Genomic DNA, 20051 nt, shown 5'->3' with positions numbered 1-20051 from the left:
TCCAAACGCCCCGGATGACGCACTGAACAGCGCGCATGACGGACGGTAGTGATCGAGTCGCTGCCCGCGATACACGGTTCCAGGACAGCCCGCAGCGGCGCGGCCTGAACACGACTCGAACAGCCGGCCCAGCGCGGCGCGAATTGCCGTGGTGAGTGGGGCACGCCACCCACCACGGCGTCGAAATCCCTACCTATCCGGCAAGGACGCTGACCGTGGCCCCGATGGGATGGAATTCGATGGCCGACCAGATGCCCGGCTGGTCCCGGTCGTCGCGGGTGCCGAACCAGTAGCCCCCCACCTTGCGGGTGCCGGCGCCGATCCAGACCTCGTACGTTCCCGGTTCCAAACCGGTCCACTGGAGGGTGACGTCGCAGCTTCCGCTGCTCAGATCGGCCTCGAAGCCCTGCTCGTGGATGTGGCCGTTGGCCTTGCGGATCTTCAGCCGACCGGTGAGGGTGCCGCTGGTCTCCCAGTAGTAGAAGCGGCCCCAGAAGTAGAAGAAGTCGGCGGACAGGCGCGCGGTGACACCCCGCGTGCCGTCCTCGAAGGTGACCGAGCTGACGGTGAGCTGGTGGTTCGCCTTGCTGGAGGCATTGGTCGCGTAGTCGGTCATCCGGCTGCAGCCGGTCTCGTGGGTGGACGTCACCTTCTGCGGCACGTACGGCTTCGGCACGGGCGGCACGTAGCGGTCGATGCCGCGGTGCACCATCAGCAGTGCCTCGGAGCCGTCGGGGCCGTCCCTGAAGGTGAGCAGCGCCGGGGTGTTCTTGCTGTCGTGGCCCTCGATCAACGTCGCCGTGCCCCAGCTGCCGTTCGCCAGGGTGGTGTGCGCGAGGTGGGTGCTGCTGCCGTCGGGGTAGACGGCGTGGAGCTTGCCGTCGTACGAGGCCAGGGCGGCTCCGCGGCGGCTGTCGTGCCCCGTACTGGTCGCTTTGGACCATGAAGTGCCGTCGTAGACGGAGTGCCAGAGCCGGCCGCTCGTGTCCGTTCCCGTGTCGCCGCGGTAGACGAGGTGCAGGGCGCCCTCGTGGACGGCGACAGCCAGGTTCGCCGGGTACTTCAGATCCGTCCACTGCTTGCTCGTGTCGGGCCTGAGCGCGGGCGTGGCCGAGGGCCTGCCGTCTTTCCCGAGCGGTACCTCCCAGCTGCTGCCGGAGCCCTTGCCGCGGACCAGGTGGATGATCTGCTTGTGCGTGGTGTCCGCCCACAGCAGGTGCAGCCTGTCCGCGTACTCGATGAGTGCGGGGCCGGCCAGGAACATGTACTGGGGCTGGAAGTCCTTCCCCAGGTGGGAGAAGTCGAGGGGATCCTCCTCGTCGAGGACGGGCTCGGGGCTCGACCACTGGCCCTTGACGCTGTCCAGCTCGATCTCCATCAGGTACCTCTTCAAGGAGATCAGGGGGTTGTCCGGGTCCGGAGCCAGGTAGACGGAGCGGAGCTTGCCGTCGAAGACGGCCAGCGCCGGCGTCTCCACGCTCACCTGGTCGGGGATCTTCGCGTCAGCAGTCCACTTGCGGGACTGCTCGTAGGCCGCAGCAGCCTTCTCCAGCTGAGCCGCCACCTCCCCGGACAACGCGGTCCCGTCCGCGTCCGCGCCATCGGCGGGCCGGGCGGCGGCGGTCAGCCGGGCCAGCTCCTGGGCGTACGGCTTGCTGCTCGCCGGATCGTGCGAGGTCCAGCGCAGCGGGGTCCGTGCCTGCCAGCCCGACGTCTCCTCGCGGGAGCCCCGGTGCGCGCACACGAAGACATCGCCGAACCGTGCGAGCGCGGGCGCCGCGATGCTCTTGTGGTCCGCGAACGGCTCGTCGGGACCCCAGCCGCCGTCGGTGGTGTAGACGGACCGCCACAGGTTCTGGTCGTCCTCAGGTGCGGGGGTTGTCGTATCAGCCATGGGCACTCCCTCTGAAACAGTCCACAACGAGGAGAGCCGCCATGACGTCGGCGTTCACAGGGCCCGAACTCGGCACGCCGATCAGCGCACATGACGGAAAGTAGTGATCAGCGCGCCCTGCGCGATACAGGGTTCCCGGCCAGGACGGAGCGTCGGACGGCGTGAAAGCGATTCGAACGCAATCCGGCCGGAGTAAACGTCAGAGGCGTACGGGGCGCGTCCCGCCTCTCGGCAGTGGTTCAGTCCGCGACGCGGGCTGCACGCTGGCGGAGCTTCTGGGCCTCCGGGACTCCGCTGCACCGGCGGAGGCGGACGCGCATGTCCTGGAGGGCGGCTTGGACGATGAAGTTCCGACGGTCCACCTCGTTCCTCCCTAGGTGCCTGATGGGGACGGGTACGGTGCCCCCATGGCTGACTTCTTGATCGTGATCACGACCGTGGACAATCAGGACGCCGCGCGGAAGCTGTCGCGCTCTGCAGTGGAGGCCCATCTGGCCGCTTCCGGGCAGGTGACCGGGCCCGTCGAGACGACGTACCGGCACCTCGGAAAGGTCTCCGAGGGGACCGAGTTCCAGGTGACCTTCCGTACGGCCGGTGATCGGCGCGAAGCGCTGGAGAAGCATCTGGTGGACAACCATCCCTACGACTCGCCTGAGGTCATCGCCTTCACCATCGACGCCGGCCGAGCCGAGTACCTGGACTGGATCACGAGGGCCACCCGCTAGCCCTTGGCCCGTTCCAGCAGCGCTCCGACCGGGGCGAGGGACCGGTGGGGCTCCAGTCGCTTGACCATCAGGCGGGCCCGCCCCATCGGTCTGATCGATGCGAGTCCCTCGGAGAGGTCGAACACCCGGGTCGTGATCGCGGTCGCGTGCTCGATCTCGCCGGCGTCCAGGTAGGCCGCCGCCAGCCACGACAGGTAGAGCGCCTTGTCGCGGGACCGGGAGTCGTCGTACCGGCCCAGGGCGTCCTCCAGGGCCGGGATCGCCCGCAGGGGCCGGTGCAGCTCCGACCAGCACCTGCCCGTCATGATCGCGATCTCGTCGCGGTCCACCCAGTACGCCCAGTCGGGGCCCGGCTCGTCGCGGGGCTCGTGGATCGCCTCCTCGGCGAGGCCCAGCGCGTAGTCCGCTTCCCGGGCGTTCCCCGAGGTCGCGTGCTGCCAGGCCAGTCGGTCGGCCAGCAGTGCCCGTACGACGGGTGCCGTTCCCGAACCGAGCGCCTCGTACGCGGCCGTGGCGAAGCGGATCCCGGAGTCGCCGCCCACGGTCCATTCCAGGTAGGCGAGGAAGGCCAGCGAGTTGCCTTCCAGGGAGTTGTCCTCGGCCGTGCGTGATGCGGCCAAGGCGGTCATGTAGTGCCCGCGGGCCTCCTCGTACTGGCCTGCGTCGTACGCCGCCCAGCCCGCGAGTTGGGCCTGTTCGGCGATGATTCCCCGCAGCCCCCTGCCGGTCGCCTCGCTGTAGACCCCCTCGTCGGCCAGACGGGTCGTGGTCGCCAGCTCGCGGACGTACATCTGGTAGGTGTCGCCACCGCCCACGAAGTCGTCGAGGCGCCGGAGCCGGGCAGTGCGCTGACTCAACTGCCTTGGAACGTCTGCTCCGATCCTCCGCCCTGACGAGAGCAGAGAAGACGGCTGTATGACGGCGATCCCGGCGCCGGCCGAAGCCGTCATGAATCCGCGGCGGTCGAACACTTCGTTCTCCTGGTCGGTCTGGTCCTTCTGTTCCTGTCGGCGAAGGCGCCGGGCGAGAGCGACGGCCCGGCGGAGCTCCTCCTCCGGTACGCCGAACTCCGCGGCCAGCAGCGCCCGTGAAGCCGGGTCCGGCAGCCGCTCGTGGGTCTCCCACCTGGAGACCGCGCCCTGCTCCAGCGGATACCCCCGCCGTGCGGAGAGATCGGCCGCCAGACCCTCCTGTGTGCGTCCGCCGGCCATGCGCAGGCGCCGCAGCAGCGGCCCGATCGGCTCCACGCCGTCGCCCTCGTTCGTGGTCATCATCGCCATCCCCCGACCGTCGGCAGAGCCCTGATCCCAGCCTGGCCATAAATCCTGGCCATGTCCCCGGAATGGCCATGCCTTCTGGCCCATCCATCCAAACGCGTACGGCAGTTGACTGGTCACAGCCGCCCGGGAAAGGCGGCCTCCCCCTCGCAGCGGGCCGCAAAGCCGTACCCCATGTCGCACCTGCGGCCCGCTGCGTCCCCCGGAGCGAAGAGCCAGCCCGAGCCCAAGGAGAGAGCCGTGGCCCCTCAGATCCGTCCGCGCCAGCGTCAGACCGTGCCCGGCTGGGTCAGCGAAGGAACGCCGGTCTTCGACCCGCTGGAGAACCGGCGGGGCATCGTCCAGTTCATCGGCGAGTACGAAGACCCGGCCACCCGTGTCTCGTACGCGAACGCGGTCTTCGCCCGGCCCGAGGGTGGAGGCTCGGAGTGGATCGTCAAGGACCCCTCCAGCCTGGAGCGAGGCTGAACCGCAGGGCCCTGCGGGGATGGCGCCAGCAGCTCGCGGTCCTGCTCTACATCGCAGCCACCTGCGTCCTGGTGGTCGCTCTCGCCCTCGCCGGCGATACCGGGCCCTGACCCCGCGGGTGCACGCGCAGCACCATCCCCCCAGATTTCCCGCAGGAACCCCTGCGGGCCACATCAAGGATCAGGAAGGAGTACGGGATGAACGAGAACGCTCCCACCGAGCAGGCCAGCGGTCTGCTGATCGGTGTCCGCCGGATCAACGCGGCGCGGTCGCGCGCCGAAGAGGCTTCGGACAACACCGGTGGCAAGTCGGACATGAACGACACCTGATCGACCGAGGAGACCCACGGTGATTGATTCCGCATCGTGGGCGCAGCGTCTGGGCGGGGACACGTTCCTCGCCCAGACGTGTTTCCGCGTCCACGCAGTGATCCGCTCAGCTGACACGGCCGTCCCCGCCCTGCTGACCTGGGACGACATCAACGAGATCGTTGCCACACACCGGTTGGAGCCGCCCCGCATGAGGCTCTCCCGCGCCGGGGAGACCGTACCCGCGACCGCGTACTCCGCCTTGCGCACGAACCGGCGCGGGGTGTCCTGGTACCAGCCCCAGCCCACCGAGTTCCACGCACGCCTCGCCGAGGGCGCCTCCCTCGTCATCGATGCGATCGACCAGATCCACCCGTCCGTCCGGGAAGCCGCCGCCGGCCTCGAACGGTTCCTTCGGACGCCTGTCCAGGCCAACGCGTACGCCTCCTGGACGGCCGAGGAAGGGTTCGGTACCCACTGGGACGACCACGACGTCGTGGTCCTCCAGCTCGAAGGCTCCAAGCGGTGGAAGATCTACGGCCCCACCCGGCAGGCCCCGGCCTGGCGGGACGTCGAAGCCCCCGAGGCCCCGACGGGCGAGCCGATCGAGGACGTCGTCCTGACGGCCGGCGATGCGCTCTATCTGCCGCGCGGCTGGTGGCACGCGGTGAGCGCCGACCAGGGCACCGCATCGCTCCACCTCACCTTCGGGCTGGCCACGCAGACCGGTGCCGAGTTCCTCGGGTGGCTGTGCGACGACCTCCGGGCCAGCGCAACCGTCCGCTCCGACGTCCCCCGCTTCAGCACCCCCGAGGAGCGTTCGGACTACCTGGGCGCCGTACGCAAGGAGGTGCTGGCCGCCCTGGAGGATCCGGCGGTTCTGGACAGGTGGGAGAGGTCGCTGGACTCCACGCACCCGGGCTGGCCGCGCCTTTCCCTGCCATACCTGACGACCGTTCCGCCCGAGCCCGGGATCACCGTGCAGAGCACTGTGCCCCGGTCCCGGGTGGACCAGGACGCCGAGGCGGTGACCTTCTCCGGCGCCGGCCGCGAGTGGACCTTCGCACTACCGGCCGCGCCTTTGCTGCGACGCCTGGCCGACGGGCAGCCGGTCAGGCTCGGGGACCTGGCCGCCGAATCCGGACTCACCGTCGGCCAGTGTGCCGAGGTCGTCACGGCCTTGGTCGGCGGGCAGGCCGCCGCCGTCATCGGGACGACCAGGTGACCGCCGCACTCGGGCTAGGGACGTACCGGGTGCGCGGTGTCGAGGAGTCGGCGCGCACCGCGTGCTCCGACGGATTGGTGTGGCTGGACACCGCACCCAACTACGCCACGGCTCACCAGGCACTCGGCCCGGTCATCACCGACCACCCCCGCGCGATGGTCGCGACGAAGACCGGGTTCTTCACCCGGCAGGAAGGCGAGGCCGCGGTGGCGGCCGGAGTCCTCACACCCGCCGAAGCCGCCGCCGGCCACAGCCTCCACCCCGGCTTCACCAGATGGCAGACCGACCGCTCCCTCGGGGTCCTGGGCCGCGCCGACATCGTGTTCGTCCACAACCCCGAGCAAGCTCACGACGACCGTGCGGTGCTGCACGCACGGTTGCGTGCCGTGTTCTCCGTACTGGAGGAGTACGCCACCGCGGGCCGCATCGCCGGATACGGAGTGGCCACCTGGTCCGGCTTCCAGCACGAGGCATTCACCGTCCCCGAACTCCTCGTCCTGGCCAGGGAGGCAGCCGAATCGAGTGAACACCACCTCGGTGCCATCCAACAGCCGGTCAGTCTCGTCATGGCCCGCCCGATCGCGCTCGCCCTCGACGGGCGGGGCCAGTTGGTCCAGGCCCGCGCTGCCGGCCTGCTCACCTTCGGCTCCTCGCCCCTGCACGGCGGCGAACTCCTGGACCTGGCCACACCCGAACTCGCCGACTTCATTCGCCCCGGCAGCAGCCCGGCCGCCGTGTGCCTGCTGGCTGCGGCGTCCTGCCCGAGCCTCGACGTGGTACTGCTGTCCGCCAGTACGCCGCAGCACTGGAAGGCCGCCAAGGAGGCCATCGCCTCCCCGCTCGAACCGGACCAGCTCAGGAGGGTCACCGATGTACTCGCCCAAGGATGAGACCACCAGGGCCCGCATGGAGGACGCCCTCGCCACCGCCTCCTCACACCTGGCCACCGCGCCGAGGGGGCCGCTGTCCTGGGGGTGGCTCGGACGGACCATCGGCTCCCGTACTGAGAGCGGCCACTGGCTACGGGTCCACTGCGGCGAGGCCGCCAAGACCCCCACCACCCGGAACGAGGGGATCGCGCTCGCCGAGGAACGGGTCTCGGACAAGGTGTCCCGCCCCCACCTCCACGAGCTGTACCGGTGGAAGGACGGGGACTACGTCTTCGAGGCCGAGCTGATCGACTACATCGACCAGCCCGTCATCTCCCCCGAAACCCCCGACCTGACACAGGACCCGGAGCTCCCGGACTCCTGGTGGAACACGCTGCGGGAGAGCCTGGACGCCCTCAGCAGCGCCGAGCCGCCCCGCGAGACCATCCGCCAGTCCTGGGCGGACCGTGTGTTCCCCGAATTCCTCGGCATTCCCGCGCCGGCCCTCACCGAGCGCGTCACCGGCCACGCCGACCTCCAGTGGGCCAACCTCACCCACCATCCGCTCGTCATCCTCGACTGGGAACGCTGGGGCGCCGTCCCCGTCGGCTACGACCCGGCGATGCTCTACGTCAACAGCCTCCGCGTCCCCGAAGTCGCCGAACGCATCCGCACCGAGTTTGCTGACGTCCTCGACACCCCCGCCGGCCGGATCGGCGAACAGGTCGCCCTCGCCGAAATGCTCCAGGCCGTCGGCCGTGGTTGGTACGTGGAGCTGGCTCCACTCCTGCGCCGACGCGCGGAGGAACTGACGGGGGTTCGTCCCCCGACCTCCGCGGCAGGCCCGACCGCCTCCTGATGCACCCCTGCACGCCGCAGGTGCAAGACAGCCAACGAGCAGGAAGGCAATGGGGAATGATCGAACGAGTCCGCGCCGTACTCGTCACCAAGGACGACACGATGCTGGTCATCCGCCGCACCAAGCCCGGAGTCCCCGTGTACTGGGTGCTCCCCGGCGGAGGTGTCGAGGCGAGCGACGAGTCCCGCGAGGCCGCTCTCCACCGTGAGATCCACGAGGAGATCGCGGGGAAGGCCGACATCGTCCGGCTCCTGCACACGATGGAGTCCGACGACGAGCGCCAACTCTTCTACCTTGCCCGGATCGAGACGTGGAACTTCGCCGACCGCACGGGACCCGAGTTCAGCGCCGAGGGGCGAGGTGAGTACGCGCTGGAGGAGATCCCGATCACCCTGGACGGGCTGGACGGCATCGACCTCAAGCCCGAAGAGATCACCGACGTCCTGCGGGGGGCTATCGGCGCCGGCACCCTCGGGGCCGGTGTCGGGGGCTAGCCGTATGGCATGCGGGCATGCCACCGGGGGCCAACGCTGAAATGCGTTGGCCCCCGGTGGAATTGGTCAGAAGGTGTACGGGGTGAACGGGCGGGGGTGCTCGATGATGAGGCCCAGCAGTCGATCGAGTTCGGTCCTTTCGTCCTCGCTCATGTACTCGACGGCATTTCCGAGGGTCTTCGTGGTGAGCTGCTCCATGAACGGGGCGAGGAACTGCTGGAGTGCTTCAGGGGCTTCCTCCAGGGTCCGCCGGTACTCCATGTAGCGAGTGTGCTGTGCCGCGAACTCCTCGAACTCGTAGCGGGTGGCGTCCAGGGCGGTGGACTGCTCCTCCTTGGTGAAGGGGCGCCCGTCTACGTGGGACCAGGTCTTGGTGTCGTGTCGGTATCGGAAGTCCGAGTCGCAGAGGAGAGCGATGACGTGGGGTCGGATGACGGTTTCGGGCATGCGAGTGATCCTCGGGAGAGTGTGGAAGGGCGATGTTTTAAGTGTCTGGAGAATCCCCGGTTTGGCTGACCGGGGATCGTCGGCTATGTTGCGCCGCGATCTCCCCGGTCAGCGGTGACAGGAGTGGCGCCGGACCGGGCAGCGATACGTCTAATTCTCCGGAGGAAACGGGACTTCGATAATCCGGGATCGTCGGATATAAGGGCGCCCTGGCTGGTCAGTTCAGAGGCGACGGACGTCGCCGTTGGCGGCCTTGGCGTCCGTATGAGTGGGGATGCGCGGGGCAGGGGCACCCTGGGCTCGTGCGGTTCGTCCCTGCACGGCCGTCGGGGCGGCGGGCAGCTGCGCGAGGCGGTGGAGCCGCCAGACGAGGACGTCGCTGACGGAGGCGGCACTGCCCAGTTCCCTGCGGCGGGTGGCCTCGGTCAGCAGGGCGGCGGGGCCGTGGCCGGCGGCCTTGGCGTCGGCGAGGGTGGCGGCCAGGGCCGGCCAGCCGGGCTCGGCCAGGATCCGGTCCGCGAGGTCGGGGACCGCGAGGCGTACGGCTGCCATGTGCTCGTGCTCCACGGCGCGGGGGATGAGGTGTCCGCGCTGCTGCAGGATCGCCATGGGCTGGGCGGCAGCGGCTTCGTAGGCGGCGCGCAGATGCTCTGCGGCTTGGAGCGCGGCCACCGCCTGCTGGGCGTGGCTCTTCTTGGCATGCCAGGTGGCGGCTGCCGTGGCTAGGAAGAACACCATGTCGATCAGCATCGCGGTGGTGGCGCCGTCTTCGCCCCGACCGAGGGCCGGACCGCTGTGGACCAGGTCGCGGGCGGCCTGGCGTAGGGCCTGGTCCTGTCCGCGTTCGGTGCGGACGTGGGAGCGGGCCACCCGCTCGAAGGCCGTTGCCGCATCTCGGAGCTGGCGGCGGGTGTGGGCGGCCGAGGTCTTCGCGAGGGCGTCGAGGACTTCGCCGGCGGCGGCGAGCTGGGCGGCCACGGTCCCGTCGTCGGCGTGGTCGACGAGGAGGACGGCTTGCCAGACGGCCGTGGTGGCACGACGGCGGGCCGACGCGGGACGGCTCGCTTGGACGGGTGTGGGCCGGGTTGGTGAGCCGGTCCAGCGTTCGCGGAGCCGGGGCAGGGAGAGGTCGGGCGCGAGCTTCGACCCGGAGTAGTGGACGGGAGCCCCGTCCTTGTTGCGGTCCTCGGGCAGGGCGACGGTGTAGCCGAGGGTGTCGCCGGAGGGGGCGGTGCGGAGCTTGATGAGGAGGCCGGCGGTGGCGAGGCGGTCGAAGAACTCCGTCTCCGAGGCGGTGCCGGCGGCGGCTCGCCGGACCGTCTCGCGCAGTTCCTCGCGGGCGGTACGGTCCCGGCCCCGGCGCTTGGCCTTGTGCTGTTCGGCGCTGGTGGGGCGCTTGGCGGCGGTGCCGTCGCCGGGAGCCACGCGGTAGAGGTCGTAGTCGACCTCGATGCGACGGCATTCCGCCTGGGCGCGCTTCCCGGAGCGGTGATGGTCAGGCTTGCGGCCGTCTTCGCGTACGAGAGTGGCGATGAGGTGGATGTGGTCGTCGGCATGGCGGACGGCCGCCCAGCGGCACCCCGCGCCGTCGCCCGGGTCGATGCCGGTGGCGACGATGACCCGGCGGGCAATGTCGGCCCACTCGGTGTCGGTGAGGGTGCGGTCGCCGGGGGCGGCGCGGACGGAGGCGTGCCAGACGTGCTTGTCCGGGCGGGTGCCGGCGGGGAGGAGGTGGAGGGGTTCGTCGAGGAGCTGCTGGAGATCAGCCTCGGTGGCGCCCGGATCGCGGCCGGGGTCGGGGGCGAGGCCGTCGAAGGAGGCGACCAGGTGCGGGTCGATGTGCTCTTCGCTCCGGCCGGCGCCGAAGAGGTAGGCGATCAGACCGGCGGTGTCGCCGCCCTGTTTGTGGATGGAGGGGATCAAGCGGCTTGGATTCCTTCGGGGTTGATCATGCGGGCGGTGACGTGGCGGATGTCCTCGACGGCGCGGAGGACGGCGGCGATGGTGTCGTCGAGTCCTTCGGGGGCGATGCCCAGGTGCAGGGCTTTGGCCGTCTGGTTGAGGTTGTTGTTCGCAATGCCGAGCTGGCGGCGCAGGGCGAACAGGGTGGTGAGGACCTCCTGCTCGGTGGCGATGACGGCAGCGGTGCGGTTCAGGTCGCGGGCGGCGGCGAGTGCGCTGTGCGCGAGGAAGCCGGCCAGGCTCATGCCGACGGCCTCCGCGCCCGCGGAGACGAGCGCGAGCTCCGGCTCACTGAGGCGGACGCTTCGTGCGATGCGCTGCTCGTCGGCTCGGCTTCGGGGCTTGCCCCGGCGCCTGGCAGGCTGAGGTCCGCCCTCGGCCGCAGCCTCCCCGTCCCGTGCCCCCTGGCGCGGGACGGGACCCGCCACCCCCGGGGCGGGCTCCGGTTCGGATGCGCCCCCGACGGGGGAGTGTCCGAACCTCCAACTTGCTGCGCTGTTTGCTGGGGTGGGGGTCGGCTGCTGGCCGATGAGTGGGGGCTTCTCGTAGTCGTGCATGTGCGGGTGCTGCTCCAGTGGTGGAGGTGGTCGGACCGGCTGGTTCGGGGCCAGTCGGGTATGCCTCAGGTGGTGCTGGTTGCCTCGTCGAGCTCGGCCTGTACCTGAAGGGTGAGTTCGTCTCGGCGGTCCCGGCCGATGGGCAGTCCGTGTGCGCGTACGGCTTTCTCGATGTGGCGGCTGGAGGCGCGGCCATTGCGTCCGGTCGGGGCGTTGCGCGCGATGACGAGGAGCTCGTCGAGCGGGACGGTGGCTTTGCGACCGGCGCGCTTCTTCGGCGGGGTCCGGGATTCCGCCACTTGCTCGACGCCTTGCGCCACTGTGTCGACGGGCGCTTGTTTCGCGGGTGCGTCCTCGCCGTGGCGGAGGCCGTCGGGAGTGACCGAGGGGTACTCCGGTAGGGGTGCGGTTCCGGAGTCCACCACGGGGTTGTCGCGGTTGACCACAGAGCTTGTGGCGTCGGGGAGGGAGACCTCGGGCGGGCTGCTGGCACCCGGATCCGGCATTGCGACGAGGCGGTGCACCTGACGCATCAGGACGCCGAAGGCGAGTAGCGCAGCAGTCGGTGGGACGGCGGCGACCACGTAGTCGAGGACGGGGACCGGGGTGTCCCCGCTGCCGCTGACCCCGGCCACGTTGAGCGCGATGGAGCCCACCGACCCGGCAGCGGTCAGCGCGATCGCCCAGCCGTCCGGCTCCCGGCGAAGGCCGGCATGGAGCATGAGCAGCTCGCCGATGACGATGAAGGTGTCCAGGGTCGCCGGCCAGGCCCACTGGCGTATGGGGGAGACCGCCAGGCCGTGGCGTCCGGCGACCTCGGCCAGGTGCGCGTACGAGAGCCAGAACGCGGCAGCGGTCAGCACGAGGATGAATGCTCCCGCTACGACGAGGACGTACTTCCCGGCAGCCTGGGTGCTGGAGCGGGGGTGGGAGACGGGTGTGGTGTTGGTGCTCAGAAGGGTGCTCCGTGTGGGTTTCTGCGGAGGCGATCACGGCGTTCACGGAGGGGGCGTACACGCGAGCCCCCTTCTAAAGGGGGGGCTCGCGCGTGAACGCTCTGGCACGTGTACGGCGTGTACGCGTGCGTGATCGTCTGACCTGCGGGTTTGTGTGAATCGTGTACGTCGGCGAAACCGTGTGGGCGGGGGCGTGCCCCGGGGGCGCGTGTACGCCCCCGTGCACGGTTCGCAGGCCCCGACCGCGGAGCTAGGAGACGGCGCCGATGTGCCTGACGGAGGCGCGGTAGCGGGCCTGCTGGCCGCCTCCGCTGCCGCCTGCGGCGCCTTCGGCCTTGACCGCGAGTCCGGTCTTTACGAGGCGGTCCAGGGTGCGACGGGCCTTCTCGGTGGCGGCGCGGTCGGGGTTGTTCTCGCCGCTCTGGATGAGGGCGAGTTCGCGGACGGTCAGTCCGTCGGGCCGCTTGCGGAGGATCTCGACGGGGTCCAGCGCGGGGTCGACCCTGGTGGTGCCGCGCTCGTGGTCGTGGATGACCTGGAGCGGGCCGATCTCTCCGGTGGGGGTCTTCAGATGGTGGAGCGTGACGGCGAGGTCGCCGGCCTCTCCGCCCACGTACAGGACGCTGCCCGCGCCGGAGACGATGTGCGTGGAGCCGTACACCCGGTCCAGGGTGGGTTTCTGGGCGCGCGGTGTGCCCTCGCCGGCCTTGCGCTGGTGGTGCAGTTCCAGGACCTCGACCCCTTCGCGCATGGCCCGTTGGCGGGCGTTGTTGTACGCGACTCCGAGGGCGTCGTCGACCAGGGTGCTCACCGCGTCCTTCAGGCTGTCGATCACGATCGTGTCGGCCCCGTGGGCATTGGCGAGGTCGGCCAAGAGGTCGGGCTCCTTGTCGAGCGTCGCGGGCAGCGGGCCCTGCCAGACGGCCAGCCCGTCGCGCAACCGCGTCTCGTGTTCGGGCTGGATGCGGCGGGCCAGGGCGCGGGCGATCTGCTTGTACCGGTCCAGCGCCAGGTACAGCACCCGCTTGCCCGGTGCGACCGGCATGTCCAGGACGCTGTCGGCCAGGCCCAGGCGGGCGAAGATCACCTGGTGCGCGAGGGTCGTTTTGCCGACGCCGGGAGCGCCGACGATCATCAGGCTCTCCCCGGAGGACCAGGCGGTCTGCTCGCGGGTGCCCCACAGCGGGTCGGTGTCGGCACCGGATTCGGTGACGAAGCTCCACCCGTCGGTTATGAACCGGGATAGCCGTCCCTGTCCGGACGCCAGGGCGCGCTCGCCCTCGGCGCGGACCTCGGCCGCGACCTCGCTGCGGATCGAGTCGGGGTCGGCGCCCGGCTCCATGGTCCGCTGCACGGTGCGCATGCCGGAGGCGCGCAGGCGCCGCAGGTCCGCCTTCCTCCGCACGATCCCGGCGTAGTGGATCGCGCCGCCGATCGAAGGTGTGGCCTGCGCGAGTTGGTGGAGGTAGGGCGCGCCTCCGATGCGATTCAGGTCGTCCTGCTCCCGCAGCCGGTCGGCGAGCACGATCGGGTCGGTCGGCTTGTCCTCGCTGCGCAAGGCCAGGATCGCCCGCCACACAGTCTCGTGCGCGGGGCGGTAGAAGTCCGGCCCCTCAAGGAGGTTGCGGACCGCGTCGATGCTGTCGGCGCTGAACATGCAGGCGCCCAAGACCGCGGCCTCCGCGTCCGAGTCGTACGGCGGCACGGCGGTCATGTCGGTCGCGGCGAGGTGTGGCGGGTTCGGCGCGGGGTCGTCCATACTGGACAAGAAGCTCCTCTACGTGCGGGCCACATGGGACGGCAATCCCGGCCTCGCAGGTCAGTCGTTCAGGGATGGGCGGCGTGAGGTTTGCGCTTTGGGCCCCTCGGTGTTGGACCACCGGGGGGCTTTTTGCATGTCTGGCTACGGGATGGCGGGCTCCAGGGGATCGCTGCGGTCTTCTGGGGATGATCGAATCGTACCACAGATTATGCGGTTCGCAGAGATCTATGCGAACCGCAGAAGATGATGTATGGTTTTGGCATGCCGCGAAACTGTGGCCGCCGCAGCAACAGGAAGGAGGGGTGATGCCGGACGACGAGAGCGACACCCCCGAGGGGGTGCTGCTCAGCGGCGAGGAGAACGCCGCCGTGCGGATCAAGCTGGAGCGGGAGAAGCGCGGTTGGAGCACTACCGCACTGTCCGATCTGCTGAACGAGGCGGGCTTCGACATGAACCCGTCCGCGGTCTGGCGCATCGAGAACCGCAAGCGCCGGATCAACCTCGACGAGGCCATCGGCTTCGCCGAGATCTTCGGCGTCCCGCTCAGCAACTTCGTCGGTCCACCGAGCCTGGCCGCGATGGGCTGGGCCATGGAGCTCATCGACAACGTGGTCGCCACCTACCGCGCCTCCGCGCGCGCCAGCTCCGAAGCCACCCAGGCGCGGGACGAACTCTCCGCCTACCTGAAGGACCATCCGGAGATCAGCACTGAGGCCGACGCGATGGTCTCCAACGCCATCGCCGCCGAGGTGATGAAGATCAACGCGGAGCGGTACGGGCCGCCCGCCGGCGGATAGCCGCCTTCTCCACCCCGCTGCCCTGGGCTCGCAAACCCCCAGGTCGCAGCTGTAGTACCGCCCATCCCATCCCTGAACGACACGCCGGCCCGGCTCTGGGGGTTGCCGCCCCCGCTCCAGCCCGCGGCCAGAATCCGGAGCACTGCTTGCGCCACCAGGCGATACCCCACACCTCCACCCAGCGCCCCGGCACCGCGAAGGAGGTGACCACCCCCGACATCTTCCTCACCGTGGAGCAGGCCGCCGAACGCCTCGGCACCGGCGTGCGCTTCATCCGGCGCCTCATCCAGGAACGCCGCATCGGCTACGCAAAGTTCGGCAAGCACGTCCGTATTGCCGAAAGCGTCCTCGCCGCGTACATCGACGCGAGTACCGTCCCCACCCTCCGCGATGCCCGCTCCCGCTTCGGGAAGGCGGCCTGATGGCCGCCCGCAGGCCGCAGCGGCGGCGCGAATTCGGCACCACCCGCCAGCTCCCGTCCGGCCGTTGGCAGGCCCGGTACTGGGCTCCCGACGGCAGCCGGCGCACGGCCCCGGAGACCTTCGCGACGAAGACCGACGCGCAGGACTGGCTTAATCTCACCAAGGCGGACATCCAGCGCAACCACTGGACCGACCCCGACGTGGGCAAGGTCAACTTCGAGGAGTACGCGCTCAAGTGGGTCGACGAGCGGGGCCTCGCCGCCACCACGGACGAGCTGTACCGCCGACTCCTGCGCCTGCACGTCCTCCCCGGCTTCGGCGACCTCGACCTGGACGAGATCACCCCGCCGACCGTGCGGACCTGGCGGGCCGAGCGCCTGACCGCAACCGGCGCCACGACGGTCGCCAAGTCCTACCGGCTGCTGAAGGCCATCATGGAGACGGCGGCCGACGACGAGCTGATCCGCCGCAACCCGTGCCGCATCAGGGGCGCGGGAAGCGAGCAGGCCAAGGAGCGCCCGACCGCGACCGTAGCCCAGGTCGACGCCCTCGCCGAAGCCATGGGCCCGCGCTGGCGGCTGATGGTCTACTTCTGCGCCTACGGCCCGATGCGCCCGGAGGAGCAGGCGGCCCTGCGCCGGACCTCGGTCACCCTGGACCCTCTGGCCGTACGTATCACGGAGGCAGCCCCGGAGCTGAACACCGGCCACCGCGTCGAGGGCGACACCAAGTCGGCGGCGGGCGTCCGCACCATCCACCTGCCGGCCTTCCTCTACATGGAGGTCAAGCGGCACCTGGACTGGTTCGCGGAGAAGGAGCCCGGCGGGCTGCTGTTCGTGGGGGAGAAGGGGGCGCCGTTCCGACGCACGTCCTTCGGCCGTAAGTGGGCCAAGGCCCGCGCGAAGGTCGGCCTGCCGAAGGACTTCCGCTTCTACGACCTGCGCCACACGGGCCATACTCTGTCGACGCAGTCGGGCGCGACGCTGAAGGACACGATGGTCCGCGCCGGCCAGTCCTCGGAGAAGGCCGCGATGATCTACCAGCACTCCGACGACGAACGTCAGCAGGAGGTCGCCGGGGGCATCGACGCGAGGGTCCGGGCTGCTCGGGGGAGGACGCCCACAGCACCGGCCCCGAAGTTGGTACGGGAAGGCTGACCCGAGCCTGCCGAACGCAATGCTGTGCCCCGGTCGTGAGAGGCGGCCGGGGCACAGTTCGTCGGCCACTGGGATCGGTCAGACGCCTGCTCCGGCCTCCGGGCTGTTCCGGGCGAGCCGGTTCACGGTGGCGATGACTTCCTCGGCGAGGGATTCCGTGTCGCCGATGGTGAGGTAGGTGACGTCGGCGACGGTGTGGAGGCCGCGGACGAGGAAGGCGTAGTCCACTCCCTCTTCGAGGAGGAGCACGATGGGCTTGCCGAGGGCGGAGGCCCAGCCGATCTCGATGTGGGTGCCGGGGGAGGCGGGGTGGCCGGGGAAGGCGACGAAGACGGTGCTCGCGGAGATCTCGTCGTAGTCGAGGCGGGTGCACTCGTCGGGGGTGAGGAACTTCGCGCCCCAGGACTCGCGGCGGTGGGCGTTGTAGACGTGGTAGTCCTCGGCCTCCAGGCGCTCGATGAGCGTTTCGAAGCGGGTGCGGGCCTCGGTGTTCATGGCGCCGTCCGCGTCGACGAGGGCCTTGAAGGGGCCGCCGAGGAAGACGCTGCGGGTCCGCTGGACGGTGGCGGTGGCGGTGGGGGCTGCGGTCGTGGTGGTCACTGCTTGACTCCCGTGACGATGTGGAACGGCGGGTGGGCGGTCTCGGCCGGGTTCGGTCCGGGCAGGGCCGAGGGGTCGGTGAGGAGGGGTTCCTCGACGGTGAGGTCGGTGAAGCCGGCCTCGGTCAGTACGTCGAGGTAGGTCTGGCGGGGCCAGTGGTGGTCGATGAGTTCCAGCGGTTCGCCGCCGCCGGGCTGGTCCAGGAGGACTTGCCGGCGCTCGCCGGGAGCGTAGGTACGGCCGGGTTCTCCGCTGCGGAAGGTGGAGAAGCGGACACCCGTGGTGGCGGGGTTGGTGTCGAGGACCGCGTAGCGCCCGCCGGGACGCAGGACGCGGTGAACCTCGGCGGCGATCTCGCGCAGGACCGGGACTTCGCCGACGTTGATGAAGACGTAGCAGGACATGGCCGCGTCGATCGAGTCGTCGGCGAGGAAGGTCAGTTTGCCGCTGTCGATCTGCCGGTAGTCGATCCGCGGGTGCGGACGCAGGGACCGGGCGATCTCCAGCATCCGGGGGGAGACGTCGGCGGCCACGACCCGGACCTCGTCGCAGGCCCCGGTGAGCCGGGCGGCCACCTTGCCGGGACCGCAGCCGTAGTCCAGGACCGTCCGTACGGTGGGGGCGCCGATACCGAGGGCGCGGAAGACGGCCGGGTAGCCGATGAGGCGCTCGGGGAGGTCGTCGTAGGCGTCGAAGCCGTCGGCGATCGACGGGGTGGACTGCCAGTGGGTGCTGGTCGTCATGGCGGGGCCTTTCAGCCGGCGACGGGGACGGGAGCGGGTGCGGGGCAGATGCGCGGCCAGCGCTCTTCGACCAGGCGGCGGTAGAGCGGCCACAGGAGCGTCAGCTGGTCCTCGCCGACGTGTTCCTTGCTGCGGATGCGGCGGTGGATCTCGAAGAGGACCAGGACCTGGGTCCAGTACTCGGGCAGCCCGTGGGTGCGCGGATCGGCGGCGAGCCGGTGGCGGCCGGTGCGCAGCTGCTCCTCCACGGCCAGGACCTCGCGCACGTAAGGCCAGTTGTCGCCCTCCGGCATGGAGGGGAAGTCTCGGGCCGGAGGTTCGTCGGCGGCCGGATCGGCGAGGACTTCCAGGGCCCGGGCGTGGTCGGGGTCGTAGAGGTGCAGGGAGCCGACTTGGTGGACGTAGGAGCCGAGGGGGACGCCGAGTTCTCGGGCGAGCATCTCCTGGAGGAAGGTGAAGGAGAAGACGTCGCTGGTCATGCCGCGGTAGACGTCGTTGGCCCGCATGAACCCGACGCCGTGCAGCGCGCCTTCGCGCAGCAGGAACTGCAGGCCGAGGGTGCAGGAGACGTCCGGGTTGCCGGGGACCTGGAGTTCCTCGCCGCGGAAGATCTGGATGACGGCCCGCTTGGAGTCCGGGTCGTCCCGGAGCGTCTGCACGACGGCTGGCCACTGGTCCGGCCTGCCCTCGGAAGCCCCGAACAGGGCTCGTCCGTAGGCGGTTCCCGTCAACCGGCTTCCGTCGGCGGAGTACTTGCGGATGCTGGGGGCGTAGTACGCGATGAAGTCCAGGTCGTCGCGGCCGGCCAAGTACCACAGGGCCTCGGCGAAGTTGAAGACGATGTTCAGCCGCCGGGCCGGGACGAGGGGCACCCGCTGGTCCGCCCGCGCGAGCCGGAACCGGACGCCGAGCTGCTCGCGGCTGGAGTAGCCGCGCGGAGCGTTGCGGTAGGCGGGCTCCTCGATCAGCGACCGCAGCATGTGCGGGTAGGCATGGTGAAAGGTTTCGAAGTCCACGGGGTCGCTCTCTGCCGACGACGATGATCCACTCCGTCGGAACGTAGCGGCCGCGGGCCCAGGCCCCTTCCGTCCGGCAGGATCCGAATCGCCACGGACGACTGGGCATAACTGCAGTTCAGAGGCAATCAGCTAACCCGGATGGCAGAACCGGTCCTCAACCCGGCGGTTCGGATGCCGTCCGTCCATCGGGTGAACTGCTGATCCAGACGCACGGCATCACCGCAGGTCACCGTCGAGAGAAACGTCAATTCAGCTACGCGGAGCCGCTATCCGGCATTGACGGCACTGTGGCTATGTGACGATCTTGCGCCGGATGCCGTCGAACCCTCGGCGGACGGTTCTGGAGGTCTCGATGGCCAGTGGTGAGATGTCGGCAGCGGTGCTCCGAGCCCTGGGCAAGCCCCTCGAAATCGAAGCCAGGCCCCGGCCGGTCCCCGGCCCGGGCCAGGTCCTGATCCGGGTCAGGGCGGCCGGCCTGTGCCACACCGATCTCCACCTGGCCGACGGCTCCGCCGTAACCCCGCCGCTGCCCATCGTCCTGGGGCACGAGATCGCGGGCGAGGTCGCCGAGATCGGACCAGGTGTCACGGCGGCTCGGGGCGACCGGGTCCTCGCCTACTACTACGAGGGCTGTGGCCACTGCACTTGGTGCGTGGAAGGCTCGGAGAACCTCTGCCCGGCCCCCGCCGCCAAGGTCGGCTTCGACTCCGACGGCGGACTCTGCGAGTACTACCTGGCGGGCGCCCGCTCCCTCGTCCCGATCGCGGACACGGTCTCCTTCGCCGAGGCCGCCGTCCTCGGCTGCTCGGGAACCACCGCCGTACGCGTCGTCCGCTCCGTCGCCCGCACCGCCCCCGGCGAGACCCTCGTGGTCATCGGCGCGGGCGGGGTCGGCCTCGCCGTCGTCCAGGTGGCCGTCGCCGACGGAGCCCGCGTCATCGCCGTCGACCCCCACGCCCCGAGCAGGGAACAGGCCCGCCGCTACGGGGCCCATACCGTGATCGACCCGCTGGCGGGCGACCCGGTCGCCGCGGTCCACGCGGTGACGGCGGGGGCGGGCTGCGACGTGGTGGTCGACACGGTCGGCAACACGCACACCCCCGGCCAGTCCGTCCGGATGACCGGAACCCGGGGCCGCGTCGTCCTCGTTGGCTACACCGGCAGGCCCGCGACCCTCGACGTCCTCGACGTGGTCGTACGGGAAACCGAGATCCGCGGCTCCGTCGGCGCCACCCTCGCCGACGCCCACACCGTGATGCGGATGGCCGAGGCAGGCCTCATCCGCGGCCACGTGGAAGCCGAGTACCCCCTGGGGCAGGTCAATGAGGCCCTGGCCCGACTCGCCGCCGGCGAGGTCACGGGACGCCTGGTCGTCACTCCCTGAGGGGCAGCCACCCTGGTTCGGCTTCCGATCGCCCGTGGGGCTGCCTGGGGACCCCGGGCAGCCGAGCCGTCGCGTGCGCGAATTCACCCCTCCACGGCGGAGTGTGGCCCAGTTCACACCGCATGG

Annotated in this window: 22 protein-coding genes; 11 read left to right on the top strand and 11 right to left on the bottom strand. The window is 70.3% G+C overall.

All coding sequences use genetic code 11. The features are described from left to right. Positions 1 to 193: 193 nt before the first annotated feature. Together ACIA8F_RS29620 and ACIA8F_RS29615 are read right to left on the bottom strand one after the other, a co-directional pair. Positions 194 to 1894, bottom strand: a complete 1701-nt coding sequence (locus ACIA8F_RS29620; RefSeq protein ID WP_399383325.1) for a hypothetical protein — start codon at positions 1892 to 1894, stop codon at positions 194 to 196. 239 nt (positions 1895 to 2133) lie between these two features. After that, positions 2134 to 2256 (bottom strand): hypothetical protein, encoded by a 123-nt coding sequence (locus ACIA8F_RS29615; protein WP_399383323.1) that lies wholly within the window; start codon positions 2254 to 2256, stop codon positions 2134 to 2136. Positions 2257 to 2301: 45 nt separating this feature from the next. On the opposite strand from ACIA8F_RS29615, the gene cutA reads away from it, so the two are divergent. After that, positions 2302 to 2619 carry a divalent-cation tolerance protein CutA gene (gene cutA / locus ACIA8F_RS29610; RefSeq protein WP_399383321.1) on the top strand — a complete coding sequence of 106 codons (318 nt, stop codon included), beginning with the start codon at positions 2302 to 2304 and terminating at the stop codon, positions 2617 to 2619. Here the strand turns inward: cutA and ACIA8F_RS29605 are convergent. Next, positions 2616 to 3890, bottom strand: coding sequence for a helix-turn-helix domain-containing protein (locus ACIA8F_RS29605; RefSeq protein ID WP_399383319.1), 1275 nt, complete (start codon positions 3888 to 3890; stop codon positions 2616 to 2618). The two genes, cutA and ACIA8F_RS29605, sit on opposite strands and share 4 nt — an antisense overlap. Positions 3891 to 4136: 246 nt before the next feature. Between ACIA8F_RS29605 and ACIA8F_RS29600 the strand changes: the two genes are divergently transcribed. The 6 genes from ACIA8F_RS29600 (at position 4137) to ACIA8F_RS29575 (ending at position 8119) form a co-directional block, all read left to right on the top strand. Further along, positions 4137 to 4364, top strand: coding sequence for a hypothetical protein (locus ACIA8F_RS29600; protein WP_037929703.1), 228 nt, complete (start codon positions 4137 to 4139; stop codon positions 4362 to 4364). Between the two features lie 197 nt (positions 4365 to 4561). Next, positions 4562 to 4693 (top strand): hypothetical protein, encoded by a 132-nt coding sequence (locus ACIA8F_RS29595; RefSeq protein ID WP_258054030.1) that lies wholly within the window; start codon positions 4562 to 4564, stop codon positions 4691 to 4693. A 19-nt stretch (positions 4694 to 4712) separates the two neighbouring features. Next, positions 4713 to 5897 carry a JmjC domain-containing protein gene (locus ACIA8F_RS29590; protein WP_399383317.1) on the top strand — a complete coding sequence of 395 codons (1185 nt, stop codon included), beginning with the start codon at positions 4713 to 4715 and terminating at the stop codon, positions 5895 to 5897. Next, positions 5894 to 6787 (top strand): aldo/keto reductase, encoded by an 894-nt coding sequence (locus ACIA8F_RS29585; RefSeq protein ID WP_399383316.1) that lies wholly within the window; start codon positions 5894 to 5896, stop codon positions 6785 to 6787. Before ACIA8F_RS29590 ends, ACIA8F_RS29585 begins: the two co-directional genes overlap by 4 nt. Next, positions 6768 to 7625: a hypothetical protein gene (locus ACIA8F_RS29580; protein ID WP_399383314.1), complete on the top strand. Its 858-nt coding sequence runs from the start codon at positions 6768 to 6770 to the stop codon at positions 7623 to 7625. The genes ACIA8F_RS29585 and ACIA8F_RS29580 overlap by 20 nt, the downstream gene beginning before the upstream one ends. 56 nt (positions 7626 to 7681) lie before the next feature. Next, on the top strand, positions 7682 to 8119 hold the full coding sequence (locus ACIA8F_RS29575) for an NUDIX domain-containing protein (protein ID WP_399383312.1): 438 nt from the start codon (positions 7682 to 7684) through the stop codon (positions 8117 to 8119). Positions 8120 to 8185: 66 nt separating this feature from the next. On the opposite strand, the gene ACIA8F_RS29570 is transcribed toward ACIA8F_RS29575, so the two are convergent. The 5 genes from ACIA8F_RS29570 to ACIA8F_RS29550 form a co-directional block, all read right to left on the bottom strand. After that, a complete protein-coding gene (locus ACIA8F_RS29570) occupies positions 8186 to 8566 on the bottom strand; it encodes a hypothetical protein (protein WP_399383310.1) in 381 nt (126 codons plus the stop codon). A 222-nt stretch (positions 8567 to 8788) separates the two neighbouring features. After that, positions 8789 to 10489, bottom strand: a complete 1701-nt coding sequence (locus tag ACIA8F_RS29565) for a relaxase/mobilization nuclease domain-containing protein (protein WP_399383308.1) — start codon at positions 10487 to 10489, stop codon at positions 8789 to 8791. Then, positions 10486 to 10773 (bottom strand): mobilization protein, encoded by a 288-nt coding sequence (locus ACIA8F_RS29560; RefSeq protein WP_399383306.1) that lies wholly within the window; start codon positions 10771 to 10773, stop codon positions 10486 to 10488. The genes ACIA8F_RS29565 and ACIA8F_RS29560 overlap by 4 nt, the downstream gene beginning before the upstream one ends. Before the next feature lie 377 nt (positions 10774 to 11150). Beyond that, positions 11151 to 11948, bottom strand: coding sequence for a DUF2637 domain-containing protein (locus tag ACIA8F_RS29555; RefSeq protein ID WP_399383305.1), 798 nt, complete (start codon positions 11946 to 11948; stop codon positions 11151 to 11153). 343 nt (positions 11949 to 12291) lie between these two features. Further along, a complete protein-coding gene (locus ACIA8F_RS29550; protein ID WP_399383448.1) occupies positions 12292 to 13800 on the bottom strand; it encodes a DnaB-like helicase N-terminal domain-containing protein in 1509 nt (502 codons plus the stop codon). 308 nt (positions 13801 to 14108) lie between these two features. On the opposite strand from ACIA8F_RS29550, the gene ACIA8F_RS29545 reads away from it, so the two are divergent. From ACIA8F_RS29545 to ACIA8F_RS29535, 3 genes are all read left to right on the top strand, one after another. Further along, entirely contained in the window at positions 14109 to 14600 is a 492-nt protein-coding gene (locus ACIA8F_RS29545; RefSeq protein ID WP_399383304.1) for a helix-turn-helix domain-containing protein, read from the top strand. Positions 14601 to 14746: 146 nt separating this feature from the next. Further along, positions 14747 to 15022 (top strand): helix-turn-helix domain-containing protein, encoded by a 276-nt coding sequence (locus ACIA8F_RS29540; RefSeq protein WP_399383302.1) that lies wholly within the window; start codon positions 14747 to 14749, stop codon positions 15020 to 15022. Beyond that, on the top strand, positions 15022 to 16179 hold the full coding sequence (locus ACIA8F_RS29535) for a tyrosine-type recombinase/integrase (protein WP_399383301.1): 1158 nt from the start codon (positions 15022 to 15024) through the stop codon (positions 16177 to 16179). The genes ACIA8F_RS29540 and ACIA8F_RS29535 overlap by 1 nt, the downstream gene beginning before the upstream one ends. Before the next feature lie 78 nt (positions 16180 to 16257). Here the strand turns inward: ACIA8F_RS29535 and ACIA8F_RS29530 are convergent, their stop codons facing one another. From ACIA8F_RS29530 to ACIA8F_RS29520, 3 genes are read right to left on the bottom strand one after another with little or no spacing between them, the layout of a single operon-like run. Next, positions 16258 to 16779 carry a nucleoside 2-deoxyribosyltransferase gene (locus tag ACIA8F_RS29530; protein ID WP_399383300.1) on the bottom strand — a complete coding sequence of 174 codons (522 nt, stop codon included), beginning with the start codon at positions 16777 to 16779 and terminating at the stop codon, positions 16258 to 16260. Further along, positions 16776 to 17522: a class I SAM-dependent methyltransferase gene (locus tag ACIA8F_RS29525; protein WP_399383299.1), complete on the bottom strand. Its 747-nt coding sequence runs from the start codon at positions 17520 to 17522 to the stop codon at positions 16776 to 16778. Before ACIA8F_RS29525 ends, ACIA8F_RS29530 begins: the two co-directional genes overlap by 4 nt. Positions 17523 to 17533: 11 nt before the next feature. Then, positions 17534 to 18538 (bottom strand): thymidylate synthase, encoded by a 1005-nt coding sequence (locus ACIA8F_RS29520; protein ID WP_399383297.1) that lies wholly within the window; start codon positions 18536 to 18538, stop codon positions 17534 to 17536. Positions 18539 to 18854: 316 nt separating this feature from the next. Here ACIA8F_RS29520 and ACIA8F_RS29515 point away from each other — a divergent pair, with 316 nt between their 5' ends. Further along, positions 18855 to 19925 carry an alcohol dehydrogenase catalytic domain-containing protein gene (locus tag ACIA8F_RS29515; protein WP_399383295.1) on the top strand — a complete coding sequence of 357 codons (1071 nt, stop codon included), beginning with the start codon at positions 18855 to 18857 and terminating at the stop codon, positions 19923 to 19925. Positions 19926 to 20051 lie beyond the last annotated feature (126 nt).

The sequence above is a fragment of the Streptomyces sp. NPDC051563 genome, from assembly GCF_044454225.1.
In the GTDB taxonomy this organism is placed as follows: Bacteria; Actinomycetota; Actinomycetes; order Streptomycetales; family Streptomycetaceae; genus Streptomyces.
This window is presented reverse-complemented; position numbering and strand designations above follow the sequence as displayed.

Coding starts and splice junctions, on each gene's coding strand:
- ACIA8F_RS29515 (WP_399383295.1), top strand. CDS start 18,855: ATGCCGTCGAACCCTCGGCGGACGGTTCTGGAGGTCTCGATGGCCAGT.
- ACIA8F_RS29545 (WP_399383304.1), top strand. CDS start 14,109: ATGCCGGACGACGAGAGCGACACCCCCGAGGGGGTGCTGCTCAGCGGC.
- ACIA8F_RS29535 (WP_399383301.1), top strand. CDS start 15,022: ATGGCCGCCCGCAGGCCGCAGCGGCGGCGCGAATTCGGCACCACCCGC.
- ACIA8F_RS29525 (WP_399383299.1), bottom strand. CDS start 17,522: ATGACGACCAGCACCCACTGGCAGTCCACCCCGTCGATCGCCGACGGC.
- ACIA8F_RS29575 (WP_399383312.1), top strand. CDS start 7,682: ATGATCGAACGAGTCCGCGCCGTACTCGTCACCAAGGACGACACGATG.
- ACIA8F_RS29580 (WP_399383314.1), top strand. CDS start 6,768: ATGTACTCGCCCAAGGATGAGACCACCAGGGCCCGCATGGAGGACGCC.
- ACIA8F_RS29570 (WP_399383310.1), bottom strand. CDS start 8,566: ATGCCCGAAACCGTCATCCGACCCCACGTCATCGCTCTCCTCTGCGAC.
- ACIA8F_RS29595 (WP_258054030.1), top strand. CDS start 4,562: ATGAACGAGAACGCTCCCACCGAGCAGGCCAGCGGTCTGCTGATCGGT.
- cutA (WP_399383321.1), top strand. CDS start 2,302: ATGGCTGACTTCTTGATCGTGATCACGACCGTGGACAATCAGGACGCC.
- ACIA8F_RS29605 (WP_399383319.1), bottom strand. CDS start 3,890: ATGACCACGAACGAGGGCGACGGCGTGGAGCCGATCGGGCCGCTGCTG.
- ACIA8F_RS29560 (WP_399383306.1), bottom strand. CDS start 10,773: ATGAGCCTGGCCGGCTTCCTCGCGCACAGCGCACTCGCCGCCGCCCGC.
- ACIA8F_RS29550 (WP_399383448.1), bottom strand. CDS start 13,800: ATGGACGACCCCGCGCCGAACCCGCCACACCTCGCCGCGACCGACATG.
- ACIA8F_RS29620 (WP_399383325.1), bottom strand. CDS start 1,894: ATGGCTGATACGACAACCCCCGCACCTGAGGACGACCAGAACCTGTGG.